The 24,265-nt window shown below is 68.6% G+C and carries 24 protein-coding genes; 11 read left to right on the forward strand and 13 right to left on the reverse strand.

Annotated features, from left to right (window positions below):
- The first annotated feature begins 49 nt into the window (after positions 1-49).
- Complete coding sequence (locus tag C4U44_RS28935; RefSeq protein ID WP_235032426.1) at positions 50-1,087, forward strand: SGNH/GDSL hydrolase family protein; 1,038 nt, start codon at positions 50-52, stop codon at positions 1,085-1,087.
- Between the two features lie 289 nt (positions 1,088-1,376).
- On the forward strand, positions 1,377-1,505 hold the full coding sequence (locus C4U44_RS28940) for a hypothetical protein (RefSeq protein WP_456053126.1): 129 nt from the start codon (positions 1,377-1,379) through the stop codon (positions 1,503-1,505).
- 96 nt (positions 1,506-1,601) lie between these two features.
- Here the strand turns inward: C4U44_RS28940 and C4U44_RS28945 are convergent, their stop codons facing one another.
- The gene (locus C4U44_RS28945) at positions 1,602-2,786 is read right to left on the reverse strand and encodes an endonuclease domain-containing protein (RefSeq protein WP_103889014.1); all 1,185 of its coding nucleotides are present in this window, start codon (positions 2,784-2,786) and stop codon (positions 1,602-1,604) included.
- A 671-nt stretch (positions 2,787-3,457) separates the two neighbouring features.
- Complete coding sequence (locus tag C4U44_RS28950; RefSeq protein WP_103889015.1) at positions 3,458-4,387, reverse strand: LysR family transcriptional regulator; 930 nt, start codon at positions 4,385-4,387, stop codon at positions 3,458-3,460.
- Positions 4,388-4,584: 197 nt separating this feature from the next.
- Between C4U44_RS28950 and C4U44_RS28955 the strand changes: the two genes are divergently transcribed.
- A complete protein-coding gene (locus C4U44_RS28955) occupies positions 4,585-5,052 on the forward strand; it encodes an ester cyclase (RefSeq protein ID WP_103889120.1) in 468 nt (155 codons plus the stop codon).
- A 4-nt stretch (positions 5,053-5,056) separates the two neighbouring features.
- Here the strand turns inward: C4U44_RS28955 and C4U44_RS43505 are convergent, their stop codons facing one another.
- Positions 5,057-5,299 carry a hypothetical protein gene (locus tag C4U44_RS43505; protein ID WP_200823445.1) on the reverse strand — a complete coding sequence of 81 codons (243 nt, stop codon included), beginning with the start codon at positions 5,297-5,299 and terminating at the stop codon, positions 5,057-5,059.
- A 1,039-nt stretch (positions 5,300-6,338) separates the two neighbouring features.
- On the opposite strand from C4U44_RS43505, the gene C4U44_RS28965 reads away from it, so the two are divergent.
- The gene (locus C4U44_RS28965) at positions 6,339-6,704 is read left to right on the forward strand and encodes a hypothetical protein (protein ID WP_103889016.1); all 366 of its coding nucleotides are present in this window, start codon (positions 6,339-6,341) and stop codon (positions 6,702-6,704) included.
- Between the two features lie 393 nt (positions 6,705-7,097).
- On the opposite strand, the gene C4U44_RS28970 is transcribed toward C4U44_RS28965, so the two are convergent.
- The 4 genes from C4U44_RS28970 to C4U44_RS28985 all read right to left on the reverse strand — a co-directional run bounded on the left by C4U44_RS28970 (position 7,098) and on the right by C4U44_RS28985 (position 10,614).
- The gene (locus tag C4U44_RS28970) at positions 7,098-7,985 is read right to left on the reverse strand and encodes a replication-relaxation family protein (protein WP_103889017.1); all 888 of its coding nucleotides are present in this window, start codon (positions 7,983-7,985) and stop codon (positions 7,098-7,100) included.
- Positions 7,986-8,599: 614 nt separating this feature from the next.
- Entirely contained in the window at positions 8,600-9,229 is a 630-nt protein-coding gene (locus C4U44_RS28975; RefSeq protein WP_103889018.1) for a hypothetical protein, read from the reverse strand.
- Positions 9,230-9,272: 43 nt separating this feature from the next.
- Positions 9,273-10,136, reverse strand: a complete 864-nt coding sequence (gene mobF, locus C4U44_RS28980) for a MobF family relaxase (RefSeq protein WP_103889019.1) — start codon at positions 10,134-10,136, stop codon at positions 9,273-9,275.
- A gap of 115 nt (positions 10,137-10,251) precedes the next feature.
- On the reverse strand, positions 10,252-10,614 hold the full coding sequence (locus tag C4U44_RS28985; protein ID WP_235032427.1) for a DUF5709 domain-containing protein: 363 nt from the start codon (positions 10,612-10,614) through the stop codon (positions 10,252-10,254).
- 800 nt (positions 10,615-11,414) lie between these two features.
- Between C4U44_RS28985 and C4U44_RS28995 the strand changes: the two genes are divergently transcribed.
- Entirely contained in the window at positions 11,415-12,026 is a 612-nt protein-coding gene (locus C4U44_RS28995) for a hypothetical protein (protein ID WP_103889021.1), read from the forward strand.
- On the opposite strand, the gene C4U44_RS41235 is transcribed toward C4U44_RS28995, so the two are convergent.
- The gene (locus tag C4U44_RS41235; protein WP_146088370.1) at positions 11,960-12,370 is read right to left on the reverse strand and encodes a hypothetical protein; all 411 of its coding nucleotides are present in this window, start codon (positions 12,368-12,370) and stop codon (positions 11,960-11,962) included. The genes C4U44_RS28995 and C4U44_RS41235 overlap by 67 nt on opposite strands.
- Positions 12,371-12,588: 218 nt before the next feature.
- Positions 12,589-13,164 carry a restriction endonuclease gene (locus tag C4U44_RS29000; RefSeq protein WP_103889022.1) on the reverse strand — a complete coding sequence of 192 codons (576 nt, stop codon included), beginning with the start codon at positions 13,162-13,164 and terminating at the stop codon, positions 12,589-12,591.
- Between the two features lie 273 nt (positions 13,165-13,437).
- On the opposite strand from C4U44_RS29000, the gene C4U44_RS43305 reads away from it, so the two are divergent.
- Together C4U44_RS43305 and C4U44_RS29010 are read left to right on the forward strand one after the other, a co-directional pair.
- Positions 13,438-14,160: a hypothetical protein gene (locus C4U44_RS43305; RefSeq protein WP_146088371.1), complete on the forward strand. Its 723-nt coding sequence runs from the start codon at positions 13,438-13,440 to the stop codon at positions 14,158-14,160.
- A 112-nt stretch (positions 14,161-14,272) separates the two neighbouring features.
- Complete coding sequence (locus C4U44_RS29010) at positions 14,273-15,667, forward strand: site-specific integrase (RefSeq protein ID WP_103889024.1); 1,395 nt, start codon at positions 14,273-14,275, stop codon at positions 15,665-15,667.
- 34 nt (positions 15,668-15,701) lie between these two features.
- Here the strand turns inward: C4U44_RS29010 and C4U44_RS29015 are convergent, their stop codons facing one another.
- On the reverse strand, positions 15,702-16,154 hold the full coding sequence (locus C4U44_RS29015) for a hypothetical protein (protein ID WP_103889025.1): 453 nt from the start codon (positions 16,152-16,154) through the stop codon (positions 15,702-15,704).
- Between the two features lie 273 nt (positions 16,155-16,427).
- Between C4U44_RS29015 and C4U44_RS29020 the strand changes: the two genes are divergently transcribed.
- A complete protein-coding gene (locus tag C4U44_RS29020; RefSeq protein WP_235032428.1) occupies positions 16,428-17,309 on the forward strand; it encodes a Mu transposase domain-containing protein in 882 nt (293 codons plus the stop codon).
- Complete coding sequence (gene istB / locus C4U44_RS29025) at positions 17,306-18,100, forward strand: IS21-like element helper ATPase IstB (protein WP_103889026.1); 795 nt, start codon at positions 17,306-17,308, stop codon at positions 18,098-18,100. The genes C4U44_RS29020 and istB overlap by 4 nt, the downstream gene beginning before the upstream one ends.
- Before the next feature lie 34 nt (positions 18,101-18,134).
- Here the strand turns inward: istB and C4U44_RS29030 are convergent, their stop codons facing one another.
- A complete protein-coding gene (locus C4U44_RS29030; RefSeq protein WP_103889027.1) occupies positions 18,135-18,548 on the reverse strand; it encodes a S1 RNA-binding domain-containing protein in 414 nt (137 codons plus the stop codon).
- 439 nt (positions 18,549-18,987) lie between these two features.
- Complete coding sequence (locus C4U44_RS29035) at positions 18,988-19,446, reverse strand: hypothetical protein (RefSeq protein ID WP_235032429.1); 459 nt, start codon at positions 19,444-19,446, stop codon at positions 18,988-18,990.
- Positions 19,447-19,580: 134 nt separating this feature from the next.
- Here C4U44_RS29035 and C4U44_RS29040 point away from each other — a divergent pair, with 134 nt between their 5' ends.
- Complete coding sequence (locus tag C4U44_RS29040) at positions 19,581-20,462, forward strand: hypothetical protein (RefSeq protein WP_200823446.1); 882 nt, start codon at positions 19,581-19,583, stop codon at positions 20,460-20,462.
- Positions 20,463-20,774: 312 nt separating this feature from the next.
- Here C4U44_RS29040 and C4U44_RS29045 read toward each other — a convergent pair whose 3' ends face one another.
- The gene (locus C4U44_RS29045; protein WP_103889029.1) at positions 20,775-21,032 is read right to left on the reverse strand and encodes a hypothetical protein; all 258 of its coding nucleotides are present in this window, start codon (positions 21,030-21,032) and stop codon (positions 20,775-20,777) included.
- A gap of 1,141 nt (positions 21,033-22,173) precedes the next feature.
- On the opposite strand from C4U44_RS29045, the gene C4U44_RS29050 reads away from it, so the two are divergent.
- Positions 22,174-23,190, forward strand: a complete 1,017-nt coding sequence (locus tag C4U44_RS29050; RefSeq protein ID WP_146088372.1) for a glycosyltransferase family 4 protein — start codon at positions 22,174-22,176, stop codon at positions 23,188-23,190.
- Positions 23,191-24,265: the final 1,075 nt, after the last annotated feature.

Below are 24,265 nucleotides of genomic sequence, written 5' to 3' on the forward strand. Positions count from 1 at the left end.
TGTCTCTTCCCGTAGTCCTCGACGAAAGGGCATCGGCATGCCTTCGGCCATGCGCAAGACGACGAAAACTCCGGTGGTGCGGCGGCTGGCCGCCGCGGCCATCGCGCTGGGCAGTTGCCTCACGCTCGCCGGCCCGGCGGCACACGCCGGCGCGGCTCCCGCCGACCCCGTACCGACGGTCTTCTTCGGCGACTCCTACACCGCCAACTACGGCATCGCCCCTGTGAACCACGAAGGCGAGGCAAGGTTCTTCTGCTTCCAGGCGAAGGAGAACTATCCCGCCGTTGCCACCCAGCGCCTCGCGGACAAGGGCGTCACGCTCGACGTCCAGTCCGACGTCTCCTGCGGAGGCGCGCTCGTCCATCACTTCTGGGAGAAGCAGGAGCTGCCCTTCGGCCTCGGCGAGCTCCCGCCGCAGCAGGATGCGCTCAAGCCCGACACTCAGCTGGCCGTGGGCAGCATGGGCGGCAACACGGTGGGCTTCAACCGCATCCTGAAGCAGTGTTCCGCCAAGCTCCGCGGCGTGGAGGGGACTCTGCTGCCGGGAACACCGGTGGACGAGGACGTGCCCGCCGCCAAGTGCAGCGAGTTCTTCGCGTCCGGGGACGGAAAGCAGTGGCTGGACGATCAGTTCGAGCGGGTCGGATACGACCTGGAGGAGATGCTCGAACGCATCGCGTACTTCTCTCCCGACGCCAAGCGCGTCCTGGTCGGCTACCCCAGGCTCGTGCCCGCGGACACCGCCAAGTGCCAGACCCCGGCGCCCGGCCAGACGGAGCTGCCATTCGCGGACATCCCGCAGGACGCCCTGCCGGTCCTCGACCAGGTCCAGAAGCGGTTGGACGACGTCATGAAGAAGGCCGTCGCGGACACCGACGGTGGCGCCGACTTCGTGGACCTCTACGCCCGCACCGGCAGCAACACAGCCTGCGACGGCACCAACCGAGGCATCGGCGGCCTGCTGGAGCCCTCCCAGCTCAAGATCGGAGAGCAGGCGCTCCCGTGGTACCTGCACCCCAATGACAAGGGCCGCGACATCCAGGCCACACAGGTGGCCGACACGGTCCAACAGGTCCTCAACCGGTAAGGACTCCCCCACCTGAGAACCGGACCCGCACCCCACCGCACCGGATCCGGATCCCTTCATCTCCCCTCAACGAAGCCCCAGGTCATCAGCCTGGGGCCTCGTCATACGACTGGCTCCTGAACCGGCCACGGCGGAGCTTCCTGACGATCGGCCTGGCGATGCGGCGAGGGTACCCCGTTGCCGACGGCAACTGAGTAGGGAACGGAGAGCAGCCCTGGCCGTTTTCACGAAGCCTCATCACCACGGGCGCCTGGTCCAGGAGTACGGGGTCGGCATCAACTACCAGCGGGTGAAGCTCTATCTCCCGCAGGCCCGGCCCCGGATCGCGCAGGAGTTGGGCATCAGCCCGGGTGAGCGGGTGGGCCTGCACCGGGGGTTCGAGGTCGTTCCGGGTGCTCAGGACCAGGTCGACTGGTGACGAGGTCCTGGCCACCGCGATCCTCGACCGCCTCCTGCACCACTGGGGACTACCGTCGGCAAAGCCGTCCATAGGCAGCCCACCTCGTCACAGCTCTCACGTCAGCTCGCTCTCCACTGTCAGGAGCACGACGCGCTCGGCTTCATCAGCCGTCAGGCGCACGGTAGTAGAACGGGAAGGACGCTGTTCGGGGCAGCGGACCGTGCACTCGATTCCGCTCTCGTCGGTCTCATCGAGTGTCACGCACGCCTGCATAGGCCAGTCACAGTCCGCTGCACCCCACTCCCGGTGAGCGTGGCGACGCAATGCCGCGAGCCGGTGGTGCGGCGGCAGTTTCCGCTCAGCCCGGCAGCCGTCACAGCGCAGCAGGTGCGCAATGCTGCCTTCCATGGCCAAGAACTCTTTGCCGTGTCCTTCCTTGGTATTGCAACTGCCGCACAGGGGGCCGCGGATCATGCCGTGGTCGTGGCAGTGATCCCAGTCGGTGGCCGGCCGAGGCGTGCGGCATACTCCGCAGAGGTAGTCCCGCGCCCGCGGCCCTTGTTCCTGGATCCGGGCGTAGGAGGCGCCGTTGAGTTCGTTGCGGTAGCGGCGCAGACCAGCGGCCGCACACTGAGGACAAAGGATCCGCCAACCGCTGGCGGTCGCGGTGCGCCAGGCAGAGCCTGTATCGAGCGCGCCGCAGCCGCCGCAGGTGTGGATAGTCGCAGTCAGCGCGCCCTGGGCCTCTTCCCACCGGTCGAGAATGTTGGCAAGGGTCCGGGGAATCAGCCAGGTCTCCTGGGTCCAGACCAACGCGGGCACTGGAAGCGTGCAGGCGATGGCGAAGTGGCCATAGCGCCGCAGCAGGTCTTGTTGAGTAAGCCCGCAGGGCAGAGCCCAGTTGGTATCGCCACGCTGGCAGCCGAGCGGTCCGCACGGGCAGCCGTTGTTCCTGCGAGCATCCCGCGCTGCGCTGCGGAACAGGCGAAGGAGCTGGCTCCGCCAGGACGTGCCCAGCGGGACATCCACCTGCAGTTCGCTGCGGACGGCATGCCGGGGGTCGACGAGATCCTCCGGGTCCCAGGCCAGGCTTGCGATGGTCCGGGCTGCCTGCCGAACATCCGCTTCGTGAAATCGCCATTGATTCGCATGCTTATACGCGCGGACCGGGACATAACCAAAGAAAACGTCATCATGTTCGGTAAAGCGTCTGCGCTGGAAGTGCTCCGGCGCCACCGGAATCGAACAATCCCTCATCTCATCGGCCAGGTACTGCACGGCCAGTTTCTGCCTGATCACCCGGTCAGGATGGCACCACCCACCGACACCACCCTCCCCACTCCGGTGCTCGCGGCCGGGATCCGCCGTGTGCAGCGCAGCAACCTACAACAAGGGCTCCCGGAAAGAAGCGCGACACAGCGAGCACCCCACGGCGCGCCGTCGCGTCCACCAGCCCAGCCGCATACCTCGCCCCTCACATGATCCGCGCACCCTTGGTTGTTCAACCTACTGCGACCCTCTTCCGCACTCCGGACGACCAGAACCCGCCGGAATCGACGCGGGAGACGCTGACGTCCCTCAGCGGAAGCGGGCCTGCGGCCTCGGCCCTGACGGGGCCGTGCACCACCGGGCAGCGATCGCGTTCTTCAACACCACCATCGCCTGAGCGGGAACGCCTCCGCCGAAAGACGGCGCCGACAACCCACCACGCCCGAGACCCCGTGATGACGCCCCCTTCGGGGCCAGCCATAGGAACAGCCACCCCCACGACAGCCGACCCGCCACCCGCTCGCCGCAAAACGGCAGCCGCTTGGTCACTCCGTGACAGCAGACCAACCCGCGTCCACCGCGCATGACCAGGCAAGCACCAGCCGAACACAGCTGACGCACAACCGCTGCCACCAAGGCGCCCACTCACAATGTCCTGGCACGCGGCGGTCTCCCGGCAGGCGCATGGGGCGGTGCTTCCTTCACGCAGATGACTTGTGCTCCGTAGCGAGTTCGGCGGTCTCGTCGCGCACGGCTTGGAGCATGGCGCTCGCGGACGCCGACGGTTCGGTGGCGGTGACCATCACGGTCTCCCTGCTGAAGACGAGTGCGGGGTCATCGACGCGCAACCACTTCACGCCCCGCGGGACGGTGTCCGCGGCCAACCCGGGCATGACCGACACCCCCAGCCCCGCGGCAACGAGCCCCACGCGTGTCTGCCAGCTGTCCGTCCGGTAGGCCACGCGCGGAGCCTCCAGTGTGGGCCAGGCGCCGAACTGGGGCCCGCCGCTCTCCTCACCGGCTCCCACGATCCACGCCTCCCGCGCCAGGTCGTCGATGTGCACCTCGTCCCGGGAAGCCAGCGGATGGGCCACGGGGACGGCCACGCCGATGCCGCGGCCGGTGCGCACGACCTCGACGCGCAGCCCGCTGACGTCGTAGTCGGGGAGCCCTTCCCCGATCGCCAGCACGGCCACCTCCAAGCGTCCGGCGCGAACACGGCGCAGCTGGGCGGGGCTGCCGGCCTCCCACAGGCTCACGGTGAGGGCCGGGTGCGCCTTGTGCAGGCGCGCGATGGCCCGAGGCACCAGCACGGCGGCCGCAGTGGGGTACGCGCCGACGGTCAGCCGGCCCGCGAGGCGGTCGCGGAGCCCGGCGATCTCCAGTTCCGCCGCCTCCGCGTGCGCGATCATGCGGCGGGCGTGGCGCAGCAGCGCCTCCCCGGACAGGGTCGGCCGCACCCCTCGGGCATGGCGCTCGAACAGCGGGGTTCCCACCGCGGCTTCCATCGCGATGATCTGGCGGGAGACCGCGGACTGGGTGTATCCGAGCGCCTCGGCCGCCGCGGTGAAGGACCCGCGCTGAGCGACTTCCAGCATGACCCGCAGGCCCGTCAGTGTCAGTTCCGGCATGGGCCGACGCTATGCGTGAACCGCGGTGTCGACAACGAGTGACCCGCCATTTCGTGCATGGCGAGGCCAGCACGCAGCCATGCGGTTCTCGCATGGAAGCGATGAAAAGGCATCGCTGGTCGTGTTGCCTCGACGGTGCAACGCTGGCTGTGTCAAGGAAAAACGCAATGTGGCAGCACCGATCCAGAGGAATGACCATGGCTCGTTTCATCTCCCCCGACGACACCCGGTACGACGAGCGCTCCCGCGCGCTCGTCCGCATCGGACGGGACGCCATCTCCAAGGAGAACCCGAGCGCCCTGCGCGCTTACTTCAGCGCGGACTTCAGGTTCCACGGCCCCGACGGCGACCTCGGATTCGACGAACTGGCGGGCTTCTTCGGCCAGATGCGTGACGCGTTCACGGACTACTACTGCGAGCGGTATGAGATCGTCTCCGCCGGAAATCTGGTCGGCTGCCGCACGGAGATGGGCGGCGTCTTCGACAAGCCGTTCGATCCGACGCCGGTCGGAACGGTGCAGCCGCACGGCAAGCAGGTGACGCTGACGCTGATCAACATGTTCCGCTACGACGAGGACGGCAGGCTGGCGGAAGAGTGGGTCCAGTACGACAACGTGGAGTGGCTGCGCCAGCTCGGCATCGAACTCGTCCCGGCCTCCCGCTGAACCGTCACGGCGGTCGGAACAGCCCCGCGACGAGGACACCGACCAAGCACCGCGCGTCGCTCCCGGCGCCGATGCACAGGTTTCCGACGCCGCCCTGGAGGTGGAAGGCGTCGAGGTCACGGCAGATCCCGCCCGAGGCGCGGGCCGCGAGCAAGCCGACCCGGAGTTGGCGTTCCTCATGCTGCAGCTGACTGGGCTTGTCGTTCAACTGGCGGCTTCGAACGGCGGAGCGTACTTGGTCGCTCACCTGGGGATTCACCGGACGTGAGGGCGGCCTCCGCCTGATTCTGTGCATCCGTCCAAGGGTGCACAGGACGCAGCCGGAGGCCAGTTCCGCGCCCCTTTCCCGACGTTCTCCGCTCACGCACCCAGCCCCCACAACAACAGGGGGCTGGGCATGTGAACGGAGACGGAGGGGAAGTCGGCGCCGCGGCGGGCTCCGGTTCGGTGCGCGGGCCGCCGCCGGCGACCCCACTACCGCAGGCCAGCGCGACGCACGAGGTGCGCATCGCACGTGCGCTCACCTCCGGTTCTCCAAGAGGGTGCGCATTGTGCTGCGCCTCCTGGTGCGCACCCTGGTGCGCATCCTGTCGGACACGTCCGCGACTCCGGTCGGCTCGCGGGGTTCGCTCTAGTTGCGCGCCTGGATGCGCCTGGATGCGCCATAGTTGCGCGTGCTGGAGCACGCCCCGGAATTCGCGGTGGCAGGAATCCCGTAACCGGCCCGGCTGAGCCCGGATTTGCGCCTTGGTTCAGGATTCTTCGGGGTCTTCTCGCGGTACTCCCGCAGCCGCGCCCACCCTGGCCGGCGAGCCCGGCAGGCGAGCCGCACACCCACGCGCGCTGCTCCCCGCGCTGCCCGGTCCGCGCTCCTTCCGCACTCCATCTTCACCAGCGTCAGGGCAAGGCCAACCGACGGAATTCGCTGACCTGCTGCTTCGCATGATGCGGCGTGTGGATTTCCCGCGTTGAGCGGTAGGGATTCCCCGACCATCTCTGCCGTTCAGGTGAGGCTTCCCGCGGCTGCTGGCGTGGCTCTGGTTGGTGCAAGCGGAAGAGTGTTCGCTTTGTCGTGTTCGCTCCCATCTCAGAAGTGGAATGAGGTCCTTCACGTGCGCAGTCCTCTCATGCAGGCGACGGTCGCAGCAGCCGCGGTTATCGCTCTGTCCCCCCTCGGCACAGCGTCGGCCGCGGACCCTTCCGACATTGGCGACATCACCTGCCACGGCGGCTCCCTCACGGTGCAGTTCAACCCCGGCGCCACCTTTTTCAGGAGCACAGTCCGGATGTCCGCCAGCGGCGAGATGGGAACATGTTCTTCCAGCCAGCACCCGGAGATCACCGGCGGAGCGGTGAAGCTCGAAGCCTCCCTCACCGCGAACTGCCCCGGACCGTTCGGGCCCGGCTACGTCAAGGCCACCATCAACTGGAACGACGGAACCAAGACGGTCATCGACCAGACGATCTTCCGCGGCGACGAACGGTCCTTCTCCCTGGAAGGCGGGAGCACCACCGGCCGCTTCGCCGGCGGCTACGCCCGCGCCAACGGCCGGACCACCAGCAACCTCATCGAGATCAGTGCAGCCTGCGCTTCGGCCGGTCTCACCAGCTACGCCTCGACGATCAACGAGTTCGCCGTCGGCGACATCTAGCCTGCCGCGAGCCGCACCACCCGGCCAGGCGGGCACCGGTCGAAGCCGCATTCCGTCACCCCAGACAGCGCATTTCGTCGGTTCCCCGGCAAGGGCAGGGGCACCGAGGGGATGTCAGCGCTCCGAAGCGGCCCGGCAGACATCACTACCGCAGGTCGGACACGGTATTCGATGCGGCCTTGACGAAACGGTGTGCGCAGGCGGTTGCCGAGTCGGTTGCGCACTCCGTTGCGCACCCGGTTGCCCAGTCCGTTGCCGCACGGCACGAGACCACGATCCGGCGATCTGGCAACCTTTCGCCGATCCGGCCTGGGGGCGTGCCGAATGAAGAAGGCGACTGGCGGCCGCCGTTGGAGGCGGCCGCGATCCGGCCTCACCGACCCGTTCAACAGGTCACTGCGGGGTCGGGAGCCGATCCAGGCTCCAGCCGCCCGCCGGGGAGCCTGCGACCCGCCACACCGCCCGTGCCGGGCCGTGCGCAGCCAGCCGGGCCGTGGTGACGGTGGCGACGACCAGGCGGCGGTGCCTCACCGGCAGCAGACCAGCCGCACGAGCCAGGAACTCCGCCTCCCGCGTGGCCGGCTCCGCGCGGCGCGGTGCGGGGGCGAACACCACCAGCAGCGGCGGGAAGGTCCGCTCCAGGGCGTGGCCGGCGTAGTGCTCCTGCCAGTGCGAGCGCGGCGCCCGGGCGGCGTTGCCGCGCCCCGACGGCGGCGCGCTGCGGTAGGCGGCATAGCGGTCCAGCTTCGCCAGCAACCGGGCGTAGGACATGGTGCCGCGGTCCAGTTCCACGAACGCGAACCCTCCGGTGGCGAGCAGCACCACCGCGTCCGGGATCAGCGGCCCGGCCGGCGTCGGGTGGGCGGCCTCGACTTGCCAGTCGCCCGCGTCTGCGGCGCCGGAGCGGTGGAAGGCCAGGACGGTGTCGACCAGGGCCAGGCCGTGCTCGCGCAGTCCCGTCTTCGCGGCCGCCTTGCGTCCCGTCGTGCGGCCGCCGGCAGATCCGTTGAACGCGAGCAGCAGCCCGGACGCGGTCGCTTCCGCCAGACCGGCGGTCGTGCAGAACCAGATGGACTGCTGCGCGCGCTGCACCCGGCCCACCAGCGGTGGCCGCTCGGCTGCGAGGTTGCGCAGAGCGCGGCGCACATAATCCGTGCCCTCATGCTGCGGCAGCAACAGCGCCCGCAGCTGAGCAGGGGTCGCCAACCGCAACCGGGCCAGCGTCACCAGCACCTCGCCGCGGATCTCCGCACCCGCCCGCGCCGGCCCCCGACCGCTCATCGCCGCACCCCCCGGGCGGACCCCCGAAAGGAGAACACCCCATTCCCCGCCTGTTCCAGGACGGGAGAAGAGGTGTCGCAGTCCCGGGACCCCTCTGGACAAGGGGCGTGACCAGGCGCGACGCCGAATGCCCGGGAATCGGGTCCGTGACTTGCCGCAGAGCCCAGCGCGGGGCCGGCTGCGGGGCCCGCCGCGGCCGGAAGCCCGGCGGTTGCACTTCCTGGACGGGTGGGATCGGTCAGCTCCATCGAGGACGCCTTTCAGGTACGGGCGGACTCCAGATCCGCCATCACCTGCTACAAGCGCCAAACGATCTTCCCATGTGACACCTGACCCCGAGGAATTTCCCGGCAGACCGGATCAGGCCCGATTCCACGAAGCCCGTCGCCCCCTGGTCCACCCCCTGAACGCACGGATTGCCCAATTCCACGCCGTTCCACACCCTTACGTCCCGATCCGGATGCAAGCAGGTGAGCAACCGGGGTGGTTGCTCACCCGCTTGCACTCCCCCGCTGCTATGGGTGGACCGACAGTGGCGTGCGTACGGAGCGCCTCTTCGTATCGGGGAAGGGTGGGGCTGGTTGCCGACGTCCCGTCCCCGAGGACGGGTGCTGTCAGTCTTCTGGAAGATCCCAGGTGGGACGGGTGAAGAGGTGCGCCTGTCGTACTCCGGCCTTGCGCAGTTCGTCCGCCACGACGCGCAGCATTGTGCGGGCCATGTGCGGGTACACCCCGCCCTTGCAGTCCATCCAGATGCGTGGAACCTCGGGGTCCACAGCGGCGAAGTTGGGGCTGTAGGGAAACATAGCCTCGTCCCAGAGCTCCTCGGCGTCCTCCAGGGACAGTTCCCGACCGTCCTCGAACACGCACAACAGGCGCGGTTCCGCTGCGGTGAGTGCGACGATCGCACGGACCGGGTCGTCCGACCTGACGGCGATCTCCCAGTTCTGGACCTGCACGTCCAGGTCGTGGCCCCCGGTGATCTCCAGAGCGGTCGGGTCGACCGTGATGCCGCCGGGTTCGCTCTCCGAGGCCACGGCCCGCCGCATCCATGACGAGGCCTGGCCGCGGCTCGACCAGGCCTCGGTCACCCGCCAGAGCATCGGCGGACCCGCAACGCGAACCGCATCCTCGAACAGTTCCTCGGCGAGGTCCCACTCCCATGCCTCCACGGCCTGGCACCCGCGCCTGAACGCGGCCTCGCCAGGACGGTCAACGGACGATGACGCGGCTTCGGTGTCCATGACTGCAGCAGTACCACCGGGTACTGACAACGAGTCGCCCGAGTCACCCACAGCGTCGACACGGTTGGGAGCGGTCAAGATCTCTTGGCAATCGGTCAAGATCGATTGTCGGAGGACAGCGGGCGCAGGACCGGGAGGCGCTCCACCGTGGAATCAAACGGACAATCGAACCAGCCTGAGGTCGTGAGCACCGACGACGACCAGGAGCAGCCCACTCCCCTGCCACAGGCCGACGGCCCGCTGCTCGACGTCGCCCTCCCCGACGGACGGTGTCGCGCTGACGGGTGGCCGACCAGTCGATCAGCTCCGGCGGCATCCCGGCGAGCTCCATCACCGGCCGCAGCCCCGGCGTAGGTATACGCGGCTGTGTCGCCAACCCGAGCCGGTCGCAGACCTCTTCCAGCACCCGCTGGTTGTACGGGGCGCCGGCCGCGACCACGTGCGCGTACTGGCGCCGCGAGTCCAGGTGCCCCCATTTCCCGTCAGCCCGCAGCCCCTTCACCGACACCACCAGGTGGCCGTGCAACAGCGGCATCCGATGCCGGCAGTCCCAGTGCCGGAACCGCGCCACGGCCAGGCCGCCCACCGGCCGCTCCCACTTCGTGCCGGCCGGCCCGGAGTACACCACGACCGCTTCGTCCTCCACCCACGCCAACACGTCGGCTACCGCGGCATCATGACCGGCCTCGATCACCTCAAGGGTCGCGTCGCCCCCCAACGCCGCCAGCAGCGACACCGGGGCCGGCGGCCGCGCCACCAAATCAAACGCCGCCACCGGGCCCCGCAGCATCCGGCGCCGCCGCGCCGGAGGCACCTTGCCGTCGTCGTCGGGGATGACGGCCTCCGGCTCCCCCGGCTCCTGGTCATCCGCATAGGTCGGGCAGATGAACCTCCGCCCCAGCCGCACCGCCGGAACCTCCCCGACCGGGCCACCAGATAGCGCTGACCAGTCATGATCCAGAAATGATCAAGAAAATCGCTCTCGCCCTCATCATGGCGCCGGCCACCGCCGTACCGGCGGGTCAGAGGCTCTCGGACTGGGGGATCACGTGCATCGCGGCCTCCTCCGCCGACGCGCCGGCGCCGTCCAAGCCCCGGTCCGAGGCGAACAGGTCGGAGTCAGTCACCACGTGCGCGCCCTCGTCCAGGGCGACGAGACGCCCCGCTCGGGCGTCCCCGACCTCGTCATCGAGGAGTTCGCCGTCGGTGTCCCAGGTATCGCCTATGCCGTCGCCGACCGGGACGCCGAGGTCCGGTACCTCCTCGGCAAGACGCTCGGCCAGCGTCTCGCCGCGCCGCGCCTCCTGCGCGGTGACGCCCGCGTGCTCCACGGCCCAGGGCCGCTCCGGCGGCGAGTAGCCCTCGTCGAGGGCAGAAGTCCGCACTACGGTGTCGCCGCACCGGCGCCACCCGGCCGTCGGCCACAGCCCGGCGCGGACCACCGTGACGGCACCAGGAAACAGGAGGACACCCGATGGAGCCCGGCCCGGCCGTTTCCCTCCCCCAGCGCATCTGGACGGTCGCCATCACCACCCGCTTTGGTGCCTCCGGAGCCTCGTGCGGGGCATGCGGACCACTCCAACATCTCCCGGACCAGGCTCTACGCACCACCGCTCTCCATCACCTGGCCCTCCACGCCCGCAGCGACGTCACTCCCCCGCACCTGCGGGTCTGCCAATGCGGCCACCGCGGCTGTCCCTGGCACGGCCGGCACCGCGGGTGCGCAGGCCCGGTCCTCCTCACCCTCACCTGCACGCCCACCGTAGGCACATGGCGGCTGGCCGACCTGTGCCACCAATGCGCCCTCACCACACCCCACACCACCCCCGTCCCTCACCACACACCCGCCGTGGCTGCCAGCCACTCTCGCCGCCCCACCACCGCACCCACCATGGACACCGACGAGGAACAGCCCGTGGTCTGGGAAACCGCCTGCCCGTCGTGCAACACACAGGACGGGAATTGCGCGCAGAGCTGCCTTTCCCAGTGAACCCAGACATCGGCTGACACCGATGGCCAGGCCAGTCCGTCGAGGCAGTTGCCGGCCGGTGATCGAAGTGCGCCTACTCTAGAGCGCGTGCACATGGTGCAAGTGGGTGCGACGCCCCCGGACGACGCGCCCAGGACCAGCGTGGACACCATCCCGGCGCCACACGCAGATGCACAGGAAGTGAGCTGAACTGCCATGGCCGACAACGCCACCTTGAAGTCCCAGTACCTCGCCAAGGTCGAGGCCGACCTGGAGCACAATGCCAAGGAAAGGGAGCACATCGCCGCCGACCTGGCCTCGCTCCAGGAGCAGTTGACGCATCTGGAGCAGGACCACGCACTGCTCCTCGGCGTGCAGCACACCCTGACAAGCGCAACGCCCGACTCCGCCCAGGACACCGAACCGGCCGACGCTTCAGCCGATATGCCGGCGACAACGGTGCCCCGAGCCCGCAAGTCCAAGGCAGTTCCCCGCACTCCCAAGGCATCGGCCGGAAAGAAGACCGCGTCCAACACCGGCACGCGCAAGAGCAGTTCTTCGGGGGTCCCCACTCTGGTGGAACTGGTCACCGCTGACCTCCTCACCGAGCACAGCGAACCTCGCTCGGCCGCTGAGGTCACCACCTCCCTCGCCCAGACCCACTCCGACCGGAAGATCCAGACGACCGTGGTACGTAACGCCCTCGAAGCCCTCGTCGCCAAGGGCCAGGCCCTGCGCTCCAAGCAGGGCAGGGCCGTGTACTACTCAGCCGCCGAAACCACCCCGGCAGCCGACGCCCCCGCCAAGAACGCCACGGCCACCGCATAGCCGAAACCTTGCCGACTGCGTGCCACTGCAAGGCATGGGGTGCGGGACTGTAAATCGTTCGGGTCTGTTCCGTAGTCGGTGGTGACGGCGAGTGCTCGCCTCTGATCATCGAGCGTGCACGATGCGAACACGCTTGTGGGAACGGTGTTTTCGGGCGTGACCAGGTACGGGGCGCGGTGCGCGTCGCGCATCACAAACCCTGTGCCGTGCCCTGTGGTCTCACCGCCGGGGCTTATCAGTTCGAGGTAGAGCGGCGCCAGTTCGGCGACCTCCACGGGGCGCCCGACGCCGGGACGCAGGCCGTCGTCTGGCAGCCCGTGCCACGCCGGATCGTCGTCCACCATGACATGACCCTACCGTTGTGTCTCGCCATGTCCTCTCGGGCCGCCGCCGTGGTCCGAGCAGGAGCGCGCCCACGGGAGCGGCGGCACAACGAAGGCTGCCCGGCACGGCCGTCCGCAGGCTTGAGCGCATCGCACACTGGGCGCTGGGTAACGTCGGGCCCCGCGGTTGCCTTGCCCTCAGACCAACGGAACGTACCGGTGACCAGCGTCGGAGTGCGTCAGCTATCGGGGGCGAGTTTGCGGTGGTTACCGGAGCGGGCGATGTCCAGATCGATCAGCGAGGTCAGCGGGGTGCCGCTGTTCCAGAAGCCCAGGAGGTTGACGTCGACGAGCACCAGGGCGTGCTTGGCGGCGAATGTGCGGGCGGGCTGGGTGAACACGCAGGAGGCGACGAACACCGGCACGTCCGCGCCGTGCTCCTGGCGGGCTGTGCCGTTGAAGGTCTGCAGTTCGCGGCTGCCGACCGAACGGTGTTTGGCGTAGCGCTTGCACTGCACAACCAGTTTGCGGCCGTCGGGGAGCCGGCCGATCACATCCGCGCCCAGGTCCCCCGCACCGCCTACGCGCTGGACCTGCGTGCAGCCGTCGCGGCGGCACAGCCCGGCGATGTACTCCTCGAACTCGCCGTCGCCCATGGCCCACACACCGTGGATCGAGTCTTGCGCGTGTACACGCTCCTGCTCGGCAAGGCGCACCCGCTCTGCCTGGGCCTCACGTCGCCCTGCACGCGCAAGGACCGCCACCACAGCCACCAGTGCCAACACGGCCAGCACCGCTAAGGCGACCACCACCACAATCAGCCCCCACCACCGAAGAACGGCCTTCCGGACGCTCCTACGCTGCCCAGCGGGCCACTCCTCTACCCCCGGAAACACCTGGCGGCGGGGAGTTCACGCCACGGCCACGGGGGTGCTGGTGGACCTGTTGCTCCTGCTGGTGCGGCGGCCGAGGGGCCACGGGTGACGCCGACTTGTTCGAACCGCCCCACGCGAACGGTCTGCAGGCGCTACATCTCCTGTAGCGAAGCGCTAGATGGGGTGGGGACGTTGAGAGATCTGGTCCGTGTGATGGTCGTGCTGGCAGTGGCTGCCGCGATCTATGTCGGGTGGCGTCGGTCCCGCTATCCCGGCGGCTGGGCCTACGCTTTCAGCCCCGATCACGCCGATGCCCGTGATGATCTCGACAGCGCCCGGCAGCGGGCCGGCGCACTGGAGCGGGCCTCACGCAAGGAGGCCCGTGCCGCCCAGTGGCAGCTGCATCGCGAGCGGTCGCGTCACCGGGAGCGGGTGCGGGTCATCGAGCGGCGGATTGCCTCGCTTCGTCGTCCCGGACGCGGGGGCATGGTCGCCTCGCTCGGCGAGGTGACCCTTCACGAGCACAGTGTGGTGGCCGACGGCCGGGAGATCCCTCTCGCCGGCCTGACGGTCCGTCTCGACCACGCGCAGCAGCAGCACTTCCTGTATCTGACGAAGCCTGACGGCTGGAGCAGTATTCAAAAATTTGTGCGCACCGAGCATGACGAGGAGAGCGTCCGTCGTTTCGCCGTACAGTTGGAGAACGCCGTGGCCGAGGAGAACGCGTTCCGTATCCGCGCCGCCGCGCAGTTGGAGCAGGCCGAGGATGACCTGGCGGAGGCACGCGGCGACACCGGCGCCCAGGACGAGGCCCGCACCCGTATCGCGGAGGTCGCCGAACGCCACCGTCGCGACACCCGTCGCGGGGAAGCGGACAAGGAACTGCAGGCCGCCTGCGACCGGTGGCAGCAGTTAACGGGTAGGCGCCCGGGCTGAGTTGTCGAGGCTGGCGGCGTCCGGACAAGGGCGGGACCGGCCTCGCTGCAAGGCTTGCTGGGGATTCGTCGCCAACGCCACCAGTGACTGCTGCGAGGTCTGCGGTCGCGAGGTGGCCGTCCAGGAAGGCGTCTGCCGGCTCTGCCGTCGGCAGGCCGGCCTGATAGCCGGGAGGGACAACCACACGCGCGTCGACCTGACAGTCGCCGCCCGCACCGGCCACCAGCTGTTCATCATCGGCACCCTGCGTCCACGCGGCGGCCGGCCGCCCGGCCCGCAGATTACCGCCGCCGGTTCACCGGAACGGTGGCGGCACCGCATCCGCCCGCGCTGGATGCAGCCGCCGCTGTTCGAGACGGCACGCGATCTGCGCGGGGTCAGCAGCCGGACACCGCTTCTGGATCCGGAACTGGCCGGGTTCCTGGAGGCGAGGGCCGGGCGGATCGCGGAGCTGAGGGGCTGGCCGCCGCGCACGCTCGGGTCCGTCCGCCGGGGCATACGCATCCTCTGCGCGATCCACGAGGTCGGCGAGCCGGTCCGGGCGTCCACCATTGCTCAGCTCACCCACACCGCGATCCCCTCCAACCACGTGCTGGAGGTCTTCCAGGACCTGGACGTGCTGGTGGACGACCGGCCCGACTCCGTGCACCTCTGGTGCGACGAGCGCCTGAGCTTCCTTGCGGACGGGATCCGTGCGGAAGTCGATGCCTGGGTCTCGATCCTGCGCAACGGCAATCGGCGTCGGAGCCCCCGCGCCCGGTCCACGGTCATCACCCAGCTCGGACTGGTCCGGCCCTTCCTGCGCGAGCGGACGGCGGCCTACACCACACTGCGTCAGGTCACCCGCGACGACGTCACCACCTGGCTCTCCAATCGGCCGAACCGGGTGCAGGAAGCCAGTGCCCTGCGCAGCCTGTTCGGCGTCCTGAAGAAGGAGAAGCTGGTCTTCGCCAATCCGATGCGCGGGGTGACCGCGGGAAAGCCGCCCACCTCGATTCCCGTCCCGCTCACCGACCAGGAAGTCGCAGCCGTCGCCGGCGCGGCCCGCCAAGACCTCGTCCTGCGGACGGTCGTCGCGCTCGCGGGCATCCACGCGATGCGCCCGCACCTCATCCGCACCCTCCTGCGGGGCCAGGTCGATCTGGCAGGCCGCCGCCTGGACCCGGACGGCTGGAACCACCCGCTGGACGACTACACCGCCGAGGCGATCAGCGACTACCTCGCCTACCGGCACGAACGCTGGCCCAACAGCACCAACCCCCACCTGCTGATCACCCGCAACACAGCCACCACCACCGCGCCGGTCGGCACATTCTGGCTGGACCGGCTCGTCCAGCCGCTGCCCGTCGCCCTCGACCGGCTGCGACAGGACCGCATCCTCGAAGAGGCCGCCGCAACCGGCGCCGACCCCCTCCACCTCGCTCACGTCTTCGCCCTGGGCGGCAAGAGCAGCCTGCGTTACACCCAGGCAGTCGCAGCATCTGCCGCCGAACTGAGTGACCAATAGTCGCTGAGCTCCCCGACCTCCCGCAGAAAGACGGTCAGTAGCTCCAGCTGTAGAGGCTGCCACGAGTGCTCACCGCAGAAGCCGCAAGCCGGGCAACTCCCTGCAGGACCGCAAGTAGATCATCGTCGGTCATATCGTCCCCGTCCTCGGACCGGAGCCTCATGATCCAGCGACCTGCCAGCTCCTCCAACTCGGCGGAGCTGGCGTTGGCCAACGCTCGGGTCAACCGCTGCGGCAAAGCAAAGACCTCAATGCCATCGTTCAAGGGAGCAGTGACCCACGCCGGCCACAACCAACCGTAGAGCCGCTCGCGCGAGGGGACCTCGGCCGACGGCTCCTCGAAATACAGGTCCCACTCGGCGATGGCACTGTCCGGCGCAATGAAGCGGCAGGTCACAGACTCAAAGTCCTCACCGGGTCCCCGCAAGCGCGTCGCAGCTGCAGTCTCGTCGTCAGGGGCGAGGAAGAACAATATGTCGTGGGCCATCTCAGCATGATGGCAGCCCGCAGACCTCCTTGATCCACGCACGCACCGCCTCACCCGCAAGCCTCAGCACGGGCGGCCCGGGATCCGTTGCTGAATTCACGCTCTCAACATCCGCCTCGAACTGGCCACCGTCAATCGCTGACTTCAAGCCCGGACCCGCGGGTTCGCACGCGGGAGCCTTCAGAATTCGCGAACTCACGGAAGATCACCATCGAGAGCTTCTACTGCCGCCCAGGCATCGAAGGAGCCCACGAGAAGGGCGGCGTCGAAGGGATGATCGGCTACTTCCGCCGCAACCACTTCACCCCGGTCCCGGAAGTCGACCCCCCCGCCGAGCTGAACGAGATGGTCGACCAGTGGGACCTGCACGACGGTCACCGCAGGATCGGCTCACGGCCGCGGACCGTCGACGAGTACTTCGCGATCGAGCAGCCGCTGCTGAAGCCACTGCCCCAGGAGCCGTTCGAGACGGGCCGGCTGTTCACGCCGCGAGTCGACCGCTACAGCCAGATCACCGTCCGCACCAACCGCTACTCGGTTCCCACCCGCCTGATCGGCAAGCGGGTGCGCGTCGTCCTCCACGCTTCCCACCTGGTGGTCTACGACAAGAACGTCGAGGTGGCCCGGCACGAGAGGCTGATCGCGAAGGGCAGCTGCCGCCTGGACCTGGACCACTACCTCGAAGCCCTCATCCGCAAGCCGGGCGCCCTCCCCGGCGCCACAGCCCTGGAACAGGCCCGGTCCGCGGGCAAGCTCACCCCGGTCCACGACGCCTGGTGGGACCAGGCCCGCAAAGTCCACGGCGAACAGGACGGCACCCGGGCCCTGATCGAGGTCCTGCTGCTGAACCGGCACCTCGCCCACGAGCACGTGGTCGCGGGCCTGGCCACCGCCCTGCGGGCCGGCGCCCTGACCGCCGACGCCGTCGCCCTGGAAGCCCGCAATGCCGCCCAGGCAGAGGACGAGCCCACCATCGGCGCATCCGCCCCGACGGTTCCCGGGCAGCCGCCGGCCACCGTCACCTCGCTGCACGCGTGGCGTCTGGCGCACCTGCCGCCGGACACCAGGCCGCTTCCGTCGGTAACCCCCTACGACCAACTGCTCCGAAGCCGTCGCACCAGCGGCAGCGACCACCGTGAGGGAGAAGCACAGTGACCACCCTGCCCCGCCAGCGAGGCTTGACCGAGCAGGCAGCCGACGCCGCGATCGACACAGTCTGCCGCCTGCTGCGGCTCCCCTCGATCCGCGGCGAGTTCAGCGAGATCGCCGACCGGGCGGTCAAGGACCAGATGACCTACCGCGGCTTCCTCGCCGAACTGCTGATGACCGAGTGCGACGACCGAGCCCGGCGCCGCTCGGAACGACGGATCAAAGCAGCCGGCTTCCCCCGGGAGAAGTCCCTGCGGGCCTTCGACTTCGACGCCAACCCCAACATCGACGCGGCCACCATTCACATGCTGGCCAGCTGCGAATGGATCAAGAAGAGCCAGCCGCTCTGCCTGATCGGCGACTCCGGCACCGGCAAGTCCCACATGCTCATCGCCCTGGGCACCGAGGCCGCCATGAAGGGCTACCGCGTCCGCTACACCCTCGCCACCAAGCTGGTGAACGAGCTGGTCGAGGCCGCCGACGAGAAGCAGCTCAACAAGACCATCGCCCGCTACGGCCGCGTCGACCTCCTCTGCATCGACGAACTCGGCTACATGGAACTCGACCGCCACGGCGCCGAACTCCTCTTCCAGGTCCTGACCGAACGCGAGGAGAAGAACAGCGTCGCCATCGCCTCCAACGAGTCCTTCGGCGGCTGGACCAAGACCTTCACCGACCCCCGCCTCTGCGCGGCCATCGTCGACCGCCTCACCTTCAACGGCACCATCATCGAGACCGGCACCGACTCCTACCGCCTCGCCACCACCCGAGCACGAGCGGAAGCCGAGGCCAGCTAACTCTCACCAAGGCAGCCGGCCACCTCACCAGCCCTCATGGGGAGCTGGCCGGAGGCCCGTCAGAGCGAAACACGGCCTGCAACTCCTCAAGGGACGGCGGCCCCGGGTCACGAACGGGACGGCCAACGTCGGACGACCAACCGGGACGGAAGCGCGCAACGAAGTCTGCGAAGTCGCCGCGCAGATAACGGGAATCGGACGGCTTCAGGCGGATCTGCTGGCGGCTGTCGGCCCACCAGATCTCGAACTCGCCAACGGTGCCTTCCACCGGCCAGTCCTCACTGTGTTCCGGCAGCAACAGGACGTCGACGAAGCCTCCGACACCCAGGCCAATGTCCACGAAGATCCCGATCACACCGGGCCGAGGAACGTTCACGACGGTTCCCTCGAAGACCTGCCCGAAGCGCAGCCCCCTGCGAATCCGAGCCCACTCGGCAACTGTCACCACGAACGCATCATCGCACCCCCATCCAGGTCGCCAGCCACTGGACTCGGACAGCGGGGGAACCTCACGCGGACATCGATCGACCCGTCTGCCCCGACCACACAGCAGTGCCGTCACTTCTCGTGAACATTCCCAAGCAACTTGATCGTCAACTGCTGCTGAAACTCATCGACAAACGCTGTCGCTCAAAGTGAACGAAGCCACGCCACCCAGGCAGCAGGGGTGACAGTGGAATTTCAGTGCTTCCGGAGGCCCCGGTACGTGGTCGGGTCGACCACCGATCCGGTCAGTTCTCGTGCGCTTGGGCAAGGTGGGCAGTTGCGTGGGCGAGCCAAGCGCTGCGGGGCAGGCGCTCCCGCGCTCCGAGGACGAGACGCTGGGCACCTGCCCAAGCTCGCACCGCCGAATCTGTCTCACTCAACCGCGCGAGCCCGCCGCGGCTTCAGCTTGCTGCCTGCCGAAGACTGTGCGTCGCTGAGAGGTGGCCTACCTCGACTGGTTGGCCGAATAGGTCGTCGAAACGGTACGCCTGGCGGGTGCTCACCAGGTAGTAGGAGCCGCTGGAGTGCAGTTGGCCGTAACCGCTGTGATGCATGACATCGGCCGGGGTGAGCACGGTGAGATCGCCGAAGACGTAATACAAGGGCACGGGGGCGTTGAGCCCGGTGAACTGAAGGCCCGCTAACAGGCACTTGGTGGAGATCGCGTAGCGGCCCGAAGCCCTGCTGCACATAGAGGTCTTGGCGTCGATGGTGACGACGGTCGTACCGCGCGCGGCGATCACGTCAGGGAGATGGCGTAGTGGGGAGTTGGTGGCCTGCAGTGCGGCTTGGATCGCGGTTGGGTAGGCGCCTTGGCCGAATGGATGGACTTCCCAGCCCCGGGCTCGCAGTTCCTCCATGACACGTTGCTCGTGTTGGTCCCCTATCGACTTGCGCGCAGCCCAATCAGCCATCCAGTCCCCTCCCCTGACACCATGTCGTGGTACTAAAATTAGTGGTTCCGTACTACGACAGTACCCGCTAGGCTGACGCCATGGCGGCATACGTTGACCCACGTTTTCGTCCCACGCTCTGGCCGGGGACTGCCATCCCAGCGCCCCCGCTCAGACGCCGCATCAAGGACGTCCGGATCAAGGGCGACTGGATCCTGTGGACTCCGGTACTCGATGAGGAACGCCCCCTGGTGCCGCTGCCGGAGGACTTTTACCTGCGTGAACTCATGGAACTGTCCCCGGACGACATCGAGGGCGCAGCTGAGATGTTCCAGACCTATGGGTCGCTCTTCAACGCCGATCACAGCGATCTCTACGTGGACGCCGAGGACGACTACGAGAACCTCCACGCGGTCCCGGAGGCTGGCGGCGACGAGCAGCCCTACCCGTTCGGCGTGCACCACGACGTGGTCCGGATCTACCTGCAGACCGCTCAGGAGGCGATCACCACATGGCTCGCCTGCCAGGTCGAAGGCGGTCTCGAAGAGCTGGTCCAGCCGGAGATCACCGAGGAGAACCTGACCAGTATCCAGGTCCAGAACCCACACCGCGAGCCGCCGTGGCCGCCGTCCCTCGAGGATCTGCGGACCCTCCTCATCCAGGACCGCACTCACACGCTGGAGACCGTGTTGAACAGGGCACTGAGCCCGTTCAGCATCGGCGTCGGAGACCTCGCCGACCGCCACCCCACCGTCTACTCCGTAGCGTTCCTCCAGCTGTACAACCACCTCGCCGAAGGCGCCTCGGTACGGCGATGCGCCAACGAGAACTGCGGCCGGCAGTTCGTCCGCCAACGCGGCCGCGCCGAGTACGGCCAGCACCGCACCAGCGGTATCAAGTACTGCTCCCGCGAATGCGCCCGCGCCCAAGCCCAACGCGAACTACGACGACGGCGCAAACTCCAACCCGACCCCACCAGATGAGGCACTCCCCCAACGTCAAGACCAGGCCCACCGGACCAAAGCCGATGCCAGAAGGACCGTGTCGGTCTTTCCGATCTCCTGCCAACACCAGGGCGGCACACGGGCCTACAGCGGACCTGCCGGGGCGGTCCCGGCCGTTCCTTCGCGTCGTCCTTGTGCCGCAGGCCTGGACGGGCCTTGACGCCGGGACTACGTTCCAGGCCCTCCTTAGCGAACGCGATGGCTGGAGCGAGCAGGTCAGCGGCACTGTCACGGCGGTGACACATCCGAGTCCGGCCGCTGTCGCGCCGGTGAGATGCGCGGGCCAGCGGTTCACTGGTTGTCTTCGGCCCCGGCTTCGTCCCACAGGCCGGCGACGTCCTCCATCCTGTGTTCCCGGGTCTCGAACCACTCCGCCTGTGCCCACTCGGCAGCCAGCTCGCGTTCCTCGGCCTGCTCGCACCGCTGCTCCTCCGCCTTGGCGGCCCGCTCGCGCTGCTCCTGGCGCTGGTCGTACTCGTCTTCGGTGCGGACGTCGGTGAGCGCCAGGAGCAGCGGCGCGCCCTCTTCGTCCTGGAACACCGCGTCCACGCGCACGTTGCCTTGCCCAAACTGGACAGCGGGTGCGCGACCTCGGTGCGCCAGCAGCCGATCCCGCCCATCCCGGCAGGGGCACCCGGCGCCCTGCCGCCGCGGGTGAACGCCACGATCCTGCTCGTTGGAGTGGCGTGGCGACACCGCGGACACCTCCTGATCGGCTGACGGTCGGCGCCGACGGCGAACTGGTTCGTCCGGGGGGCCGCCCCGGGGTAGGGTGCGCTCACCGAGGGTCTTTCGTGCACTCGCATTCCGCCCGTGTCGTTTTCGGCGATCGACTACCACCGGGGCGGTTTACCCCGTTCCCGCGGTGAGGCGTGCGTCATGACTGCGACGGCCCCTGCGACCACGGCTGCCGGTACCAGTGCAGCGGTCCTTGCTCGCTCGCATGATCCGGGATCCATCCGGGAGCCGGCGTCGGGCCTCCAGGCGGCTGACGTCCCGGCCTCCGCGTCCCCGGTCGTTGCGGCTTTCCCTGGCCCTGGTGGACTCCATGCCTGCCTGGATCAACGACGTCTGGTGGACGTACTCCCGCGGCTTGGCCATAGATCCCTGCTCGCGGACCTGCCTGCTCGATGTCCACGGGGACCGGATCACCGCCAACCCGATCCGCCGGCCGGTCGCCCCGCACATGGTGCTGGTCGATGGGCATGTGTTGCGAGTCAGCCTCTTCGAGGACCAGCAGGACCCGCCCACACCAGGCGATGCCGCTCTTACCGGCCGGGGCACTGGACCGTGCCCGTGGACCCGCCCGAGACAGCAGAGCGCCGCACGGCCCATGGCCGCCGCAGTCGACCCACAGCGGACGTCGCGTTCCTGTGACCCGGATGCACGAGGCGGCCTGAAGTCGCCATCGGCAAAGCAGCACCACACGCCCTCCGGGCCCCGACGACGGCCAGTCTCCTCCGCCCACGATCGGCCGCGCCGCGGACTGAAAGCCGGCCGCGCCCACTCCCGCCCGCGAGCACCGTTCACGGGCCGCGGATCCTGATCACAGCTACACAACACGAGGTAGGACACGTTGATTTCGTTCATCTGGTCTCCCGGAAATCCGCTGCCCGCCGGCACCGGCGGCTCGGAGAACTACACGGTCGGACAGGTCAGAGAACTGACACGGCGCGGACTGCCGGCCCAGGTGGTCACCGTCGGCCTGGGCGTCGACGACGGCAGGGACGAGTTCACCGATATCCCGTTCCTGTCACTGCCGACCCTGGCCGAGATCAGTGAACTCGACGGCACCGTCGTCTTCGTCAACGAACCGCACCCCGTGCCAACCATGCATCCCGCGTTCTTGATCCTGCACAATCCACCGCCCATCCGAGAACGGGAAAAGGCCTTCGCCGTCGAGGGGGCCAGAGACCGCGCTCTGATCGCCACCAGCCGGTACGCCGCCGCGCTGTGGTCGAGATACCTGGACATCGACGTTCTGACGATCAGCGTCGTGTATCCGTTCGCCGAGCCGTGCTTCGCCGCGCAGTCACGTCCCGGCAACGCAACCGGGAAGACGCGGGTTCTGTTCGCCGGCCGGCTGAGCCCGGAAAAGGGCATCTACACCCTGCTGGAGACGCTGCACATCGACGTCATCGCGCAGGACCTGGACCTCACCTTCACAGCGACGACAGCCGGCGCGGACAAGCCCCAAGGAAAGATCATCAAGCGGCTGCTCGGCGAGCACCCCGGAATCTCCGTGGTCGCCAACTGCAAGACACCCGCCACGATGGCAGCCCTGATGGCCGATCACGACATCGTGGTCATGCCGTCGAACAGCCAGTACTGGCACGAGACCTTCGGCATCGTCTCGATCGAGGCCCAGCACTCCGGCTGCCGGGTGATCGCCTCCAACGACGGCGGCCTGCCCGAAACCGACTGCGGCGGAGTGGCACTCATCACCCCCGACAATGCCGAAGCACTCGCCTGGGGCATCCGTGAGGCCGTGGACAGCGGACCACTGTCACCGAGTGCCAGGCACGACGCCGGGGAGAAATTCACCGTCGAGCAGTCCGTCGACACCCTGCTGGAGGTGTTCGCCCGGCAACCGCCGACCTCGCCGACCACCATCGTCGCGCAACTCGAGGAACTGATCCTGGCGCCCTCCGCCCAGGTGCAACCCGTCATCCGCACAGGCGAGACGCTGACCAGACCCTCGCCGTAACCAGAACCCGCACCCTCCACGACCCAGCTGGAAGAAGTCCAACGGCGCCGGCCCGTTCAAGGTGATGAAGCTGTACGAGAGCGAGGAGAAGCGCACCCGTGCTGCGTCACCGCGACAGCCACCGTGCTCCCCCAGCACTTTCAGCACGTCCTCGCGCAGCCCGTTGGTCGACCCGGCCGGGTTGTCGATCCGCTTGCGCCGCTTGGTCTGCTCGCCCGGCTGTGTGGTCTGTGCCTGGCCCATCAGTCCAGCCTCCCCGCTTCGTCCACCACACCCTGCTCGCCGCCCGACCACGGGTCGGGCGGCAAGGCCCGCCCCGGCCGGAGGGGCCCAGGGGCTGGGGAGGGGTCCCGGGGGCTCCCGGGAACCCGATGATCCCCCCGCCGTCTGTCATCACAGGGGGAACAAGGGGGTTGTGACGAGCGGTGCGACTTGCATAAACGGGCGCTGACCTGCGGAAACAAAATGCATGCGGACCTCCGGCACGGAAGTGGCTTCCGCAGTGGCAACCCAAGTGCCCACCCAAGTGGCCTGCCAGCCCCGGCCAGGCCGGTTGCACCGCCCGGCGGCCCTCCGGTCCGGCCGGCCCCATCTGTCCAGCATGCACCCTGCGTTGGCCCCGCTGGCTGCCGCTGCGCGCCCGCTCTCTCGCCTGTCACGGCGACTCCCTTCCGCATCCCGGCACCTGTCGCCGGCGATCCGGTCGCAGCCTGCACGAGCCCCCCTTGTCCGCGGTCTGTTCACACCCGGCAGCAGCCCCTGTCCAGGAGGAACACAGGTGCCGGCCGACCGCGGCGCAGCGTGGTCAAGGGGCCGGACAAGGGGTGTGGTCAAGGGGTGACGTGCCGCGAAGGCGTGAAACGCGTCTCCCGCCGACGAGCCACATCAGTCACATCAGTCACACATTTGTTCGCTACCGCCGGGAAGCACCGGCGGTTGTCGCGAGCGGCCTATGGGCGGGGGCAGCACCCAGCCTCCGCTCGAAAGAGACGGCCCTGAGGCGCAACCCGAGGATCGACCACCTGGCGCACCTGGTGGACAACCTGCTCGACGGCCTGGCCGCGCCAACCGCGCC

Origin of the sequence: Actinacidiphila yanglinensis (assembly GCF_900107965.1) — a bacterium.
GTDB classification, from domain to species: domain Bacteria; phylum Actinomycetota; class Actinomycetes; order Streptomycetales; family Streptomycetaceae; genus Actinacidiphila; species Actinacidiphila yanglinensis.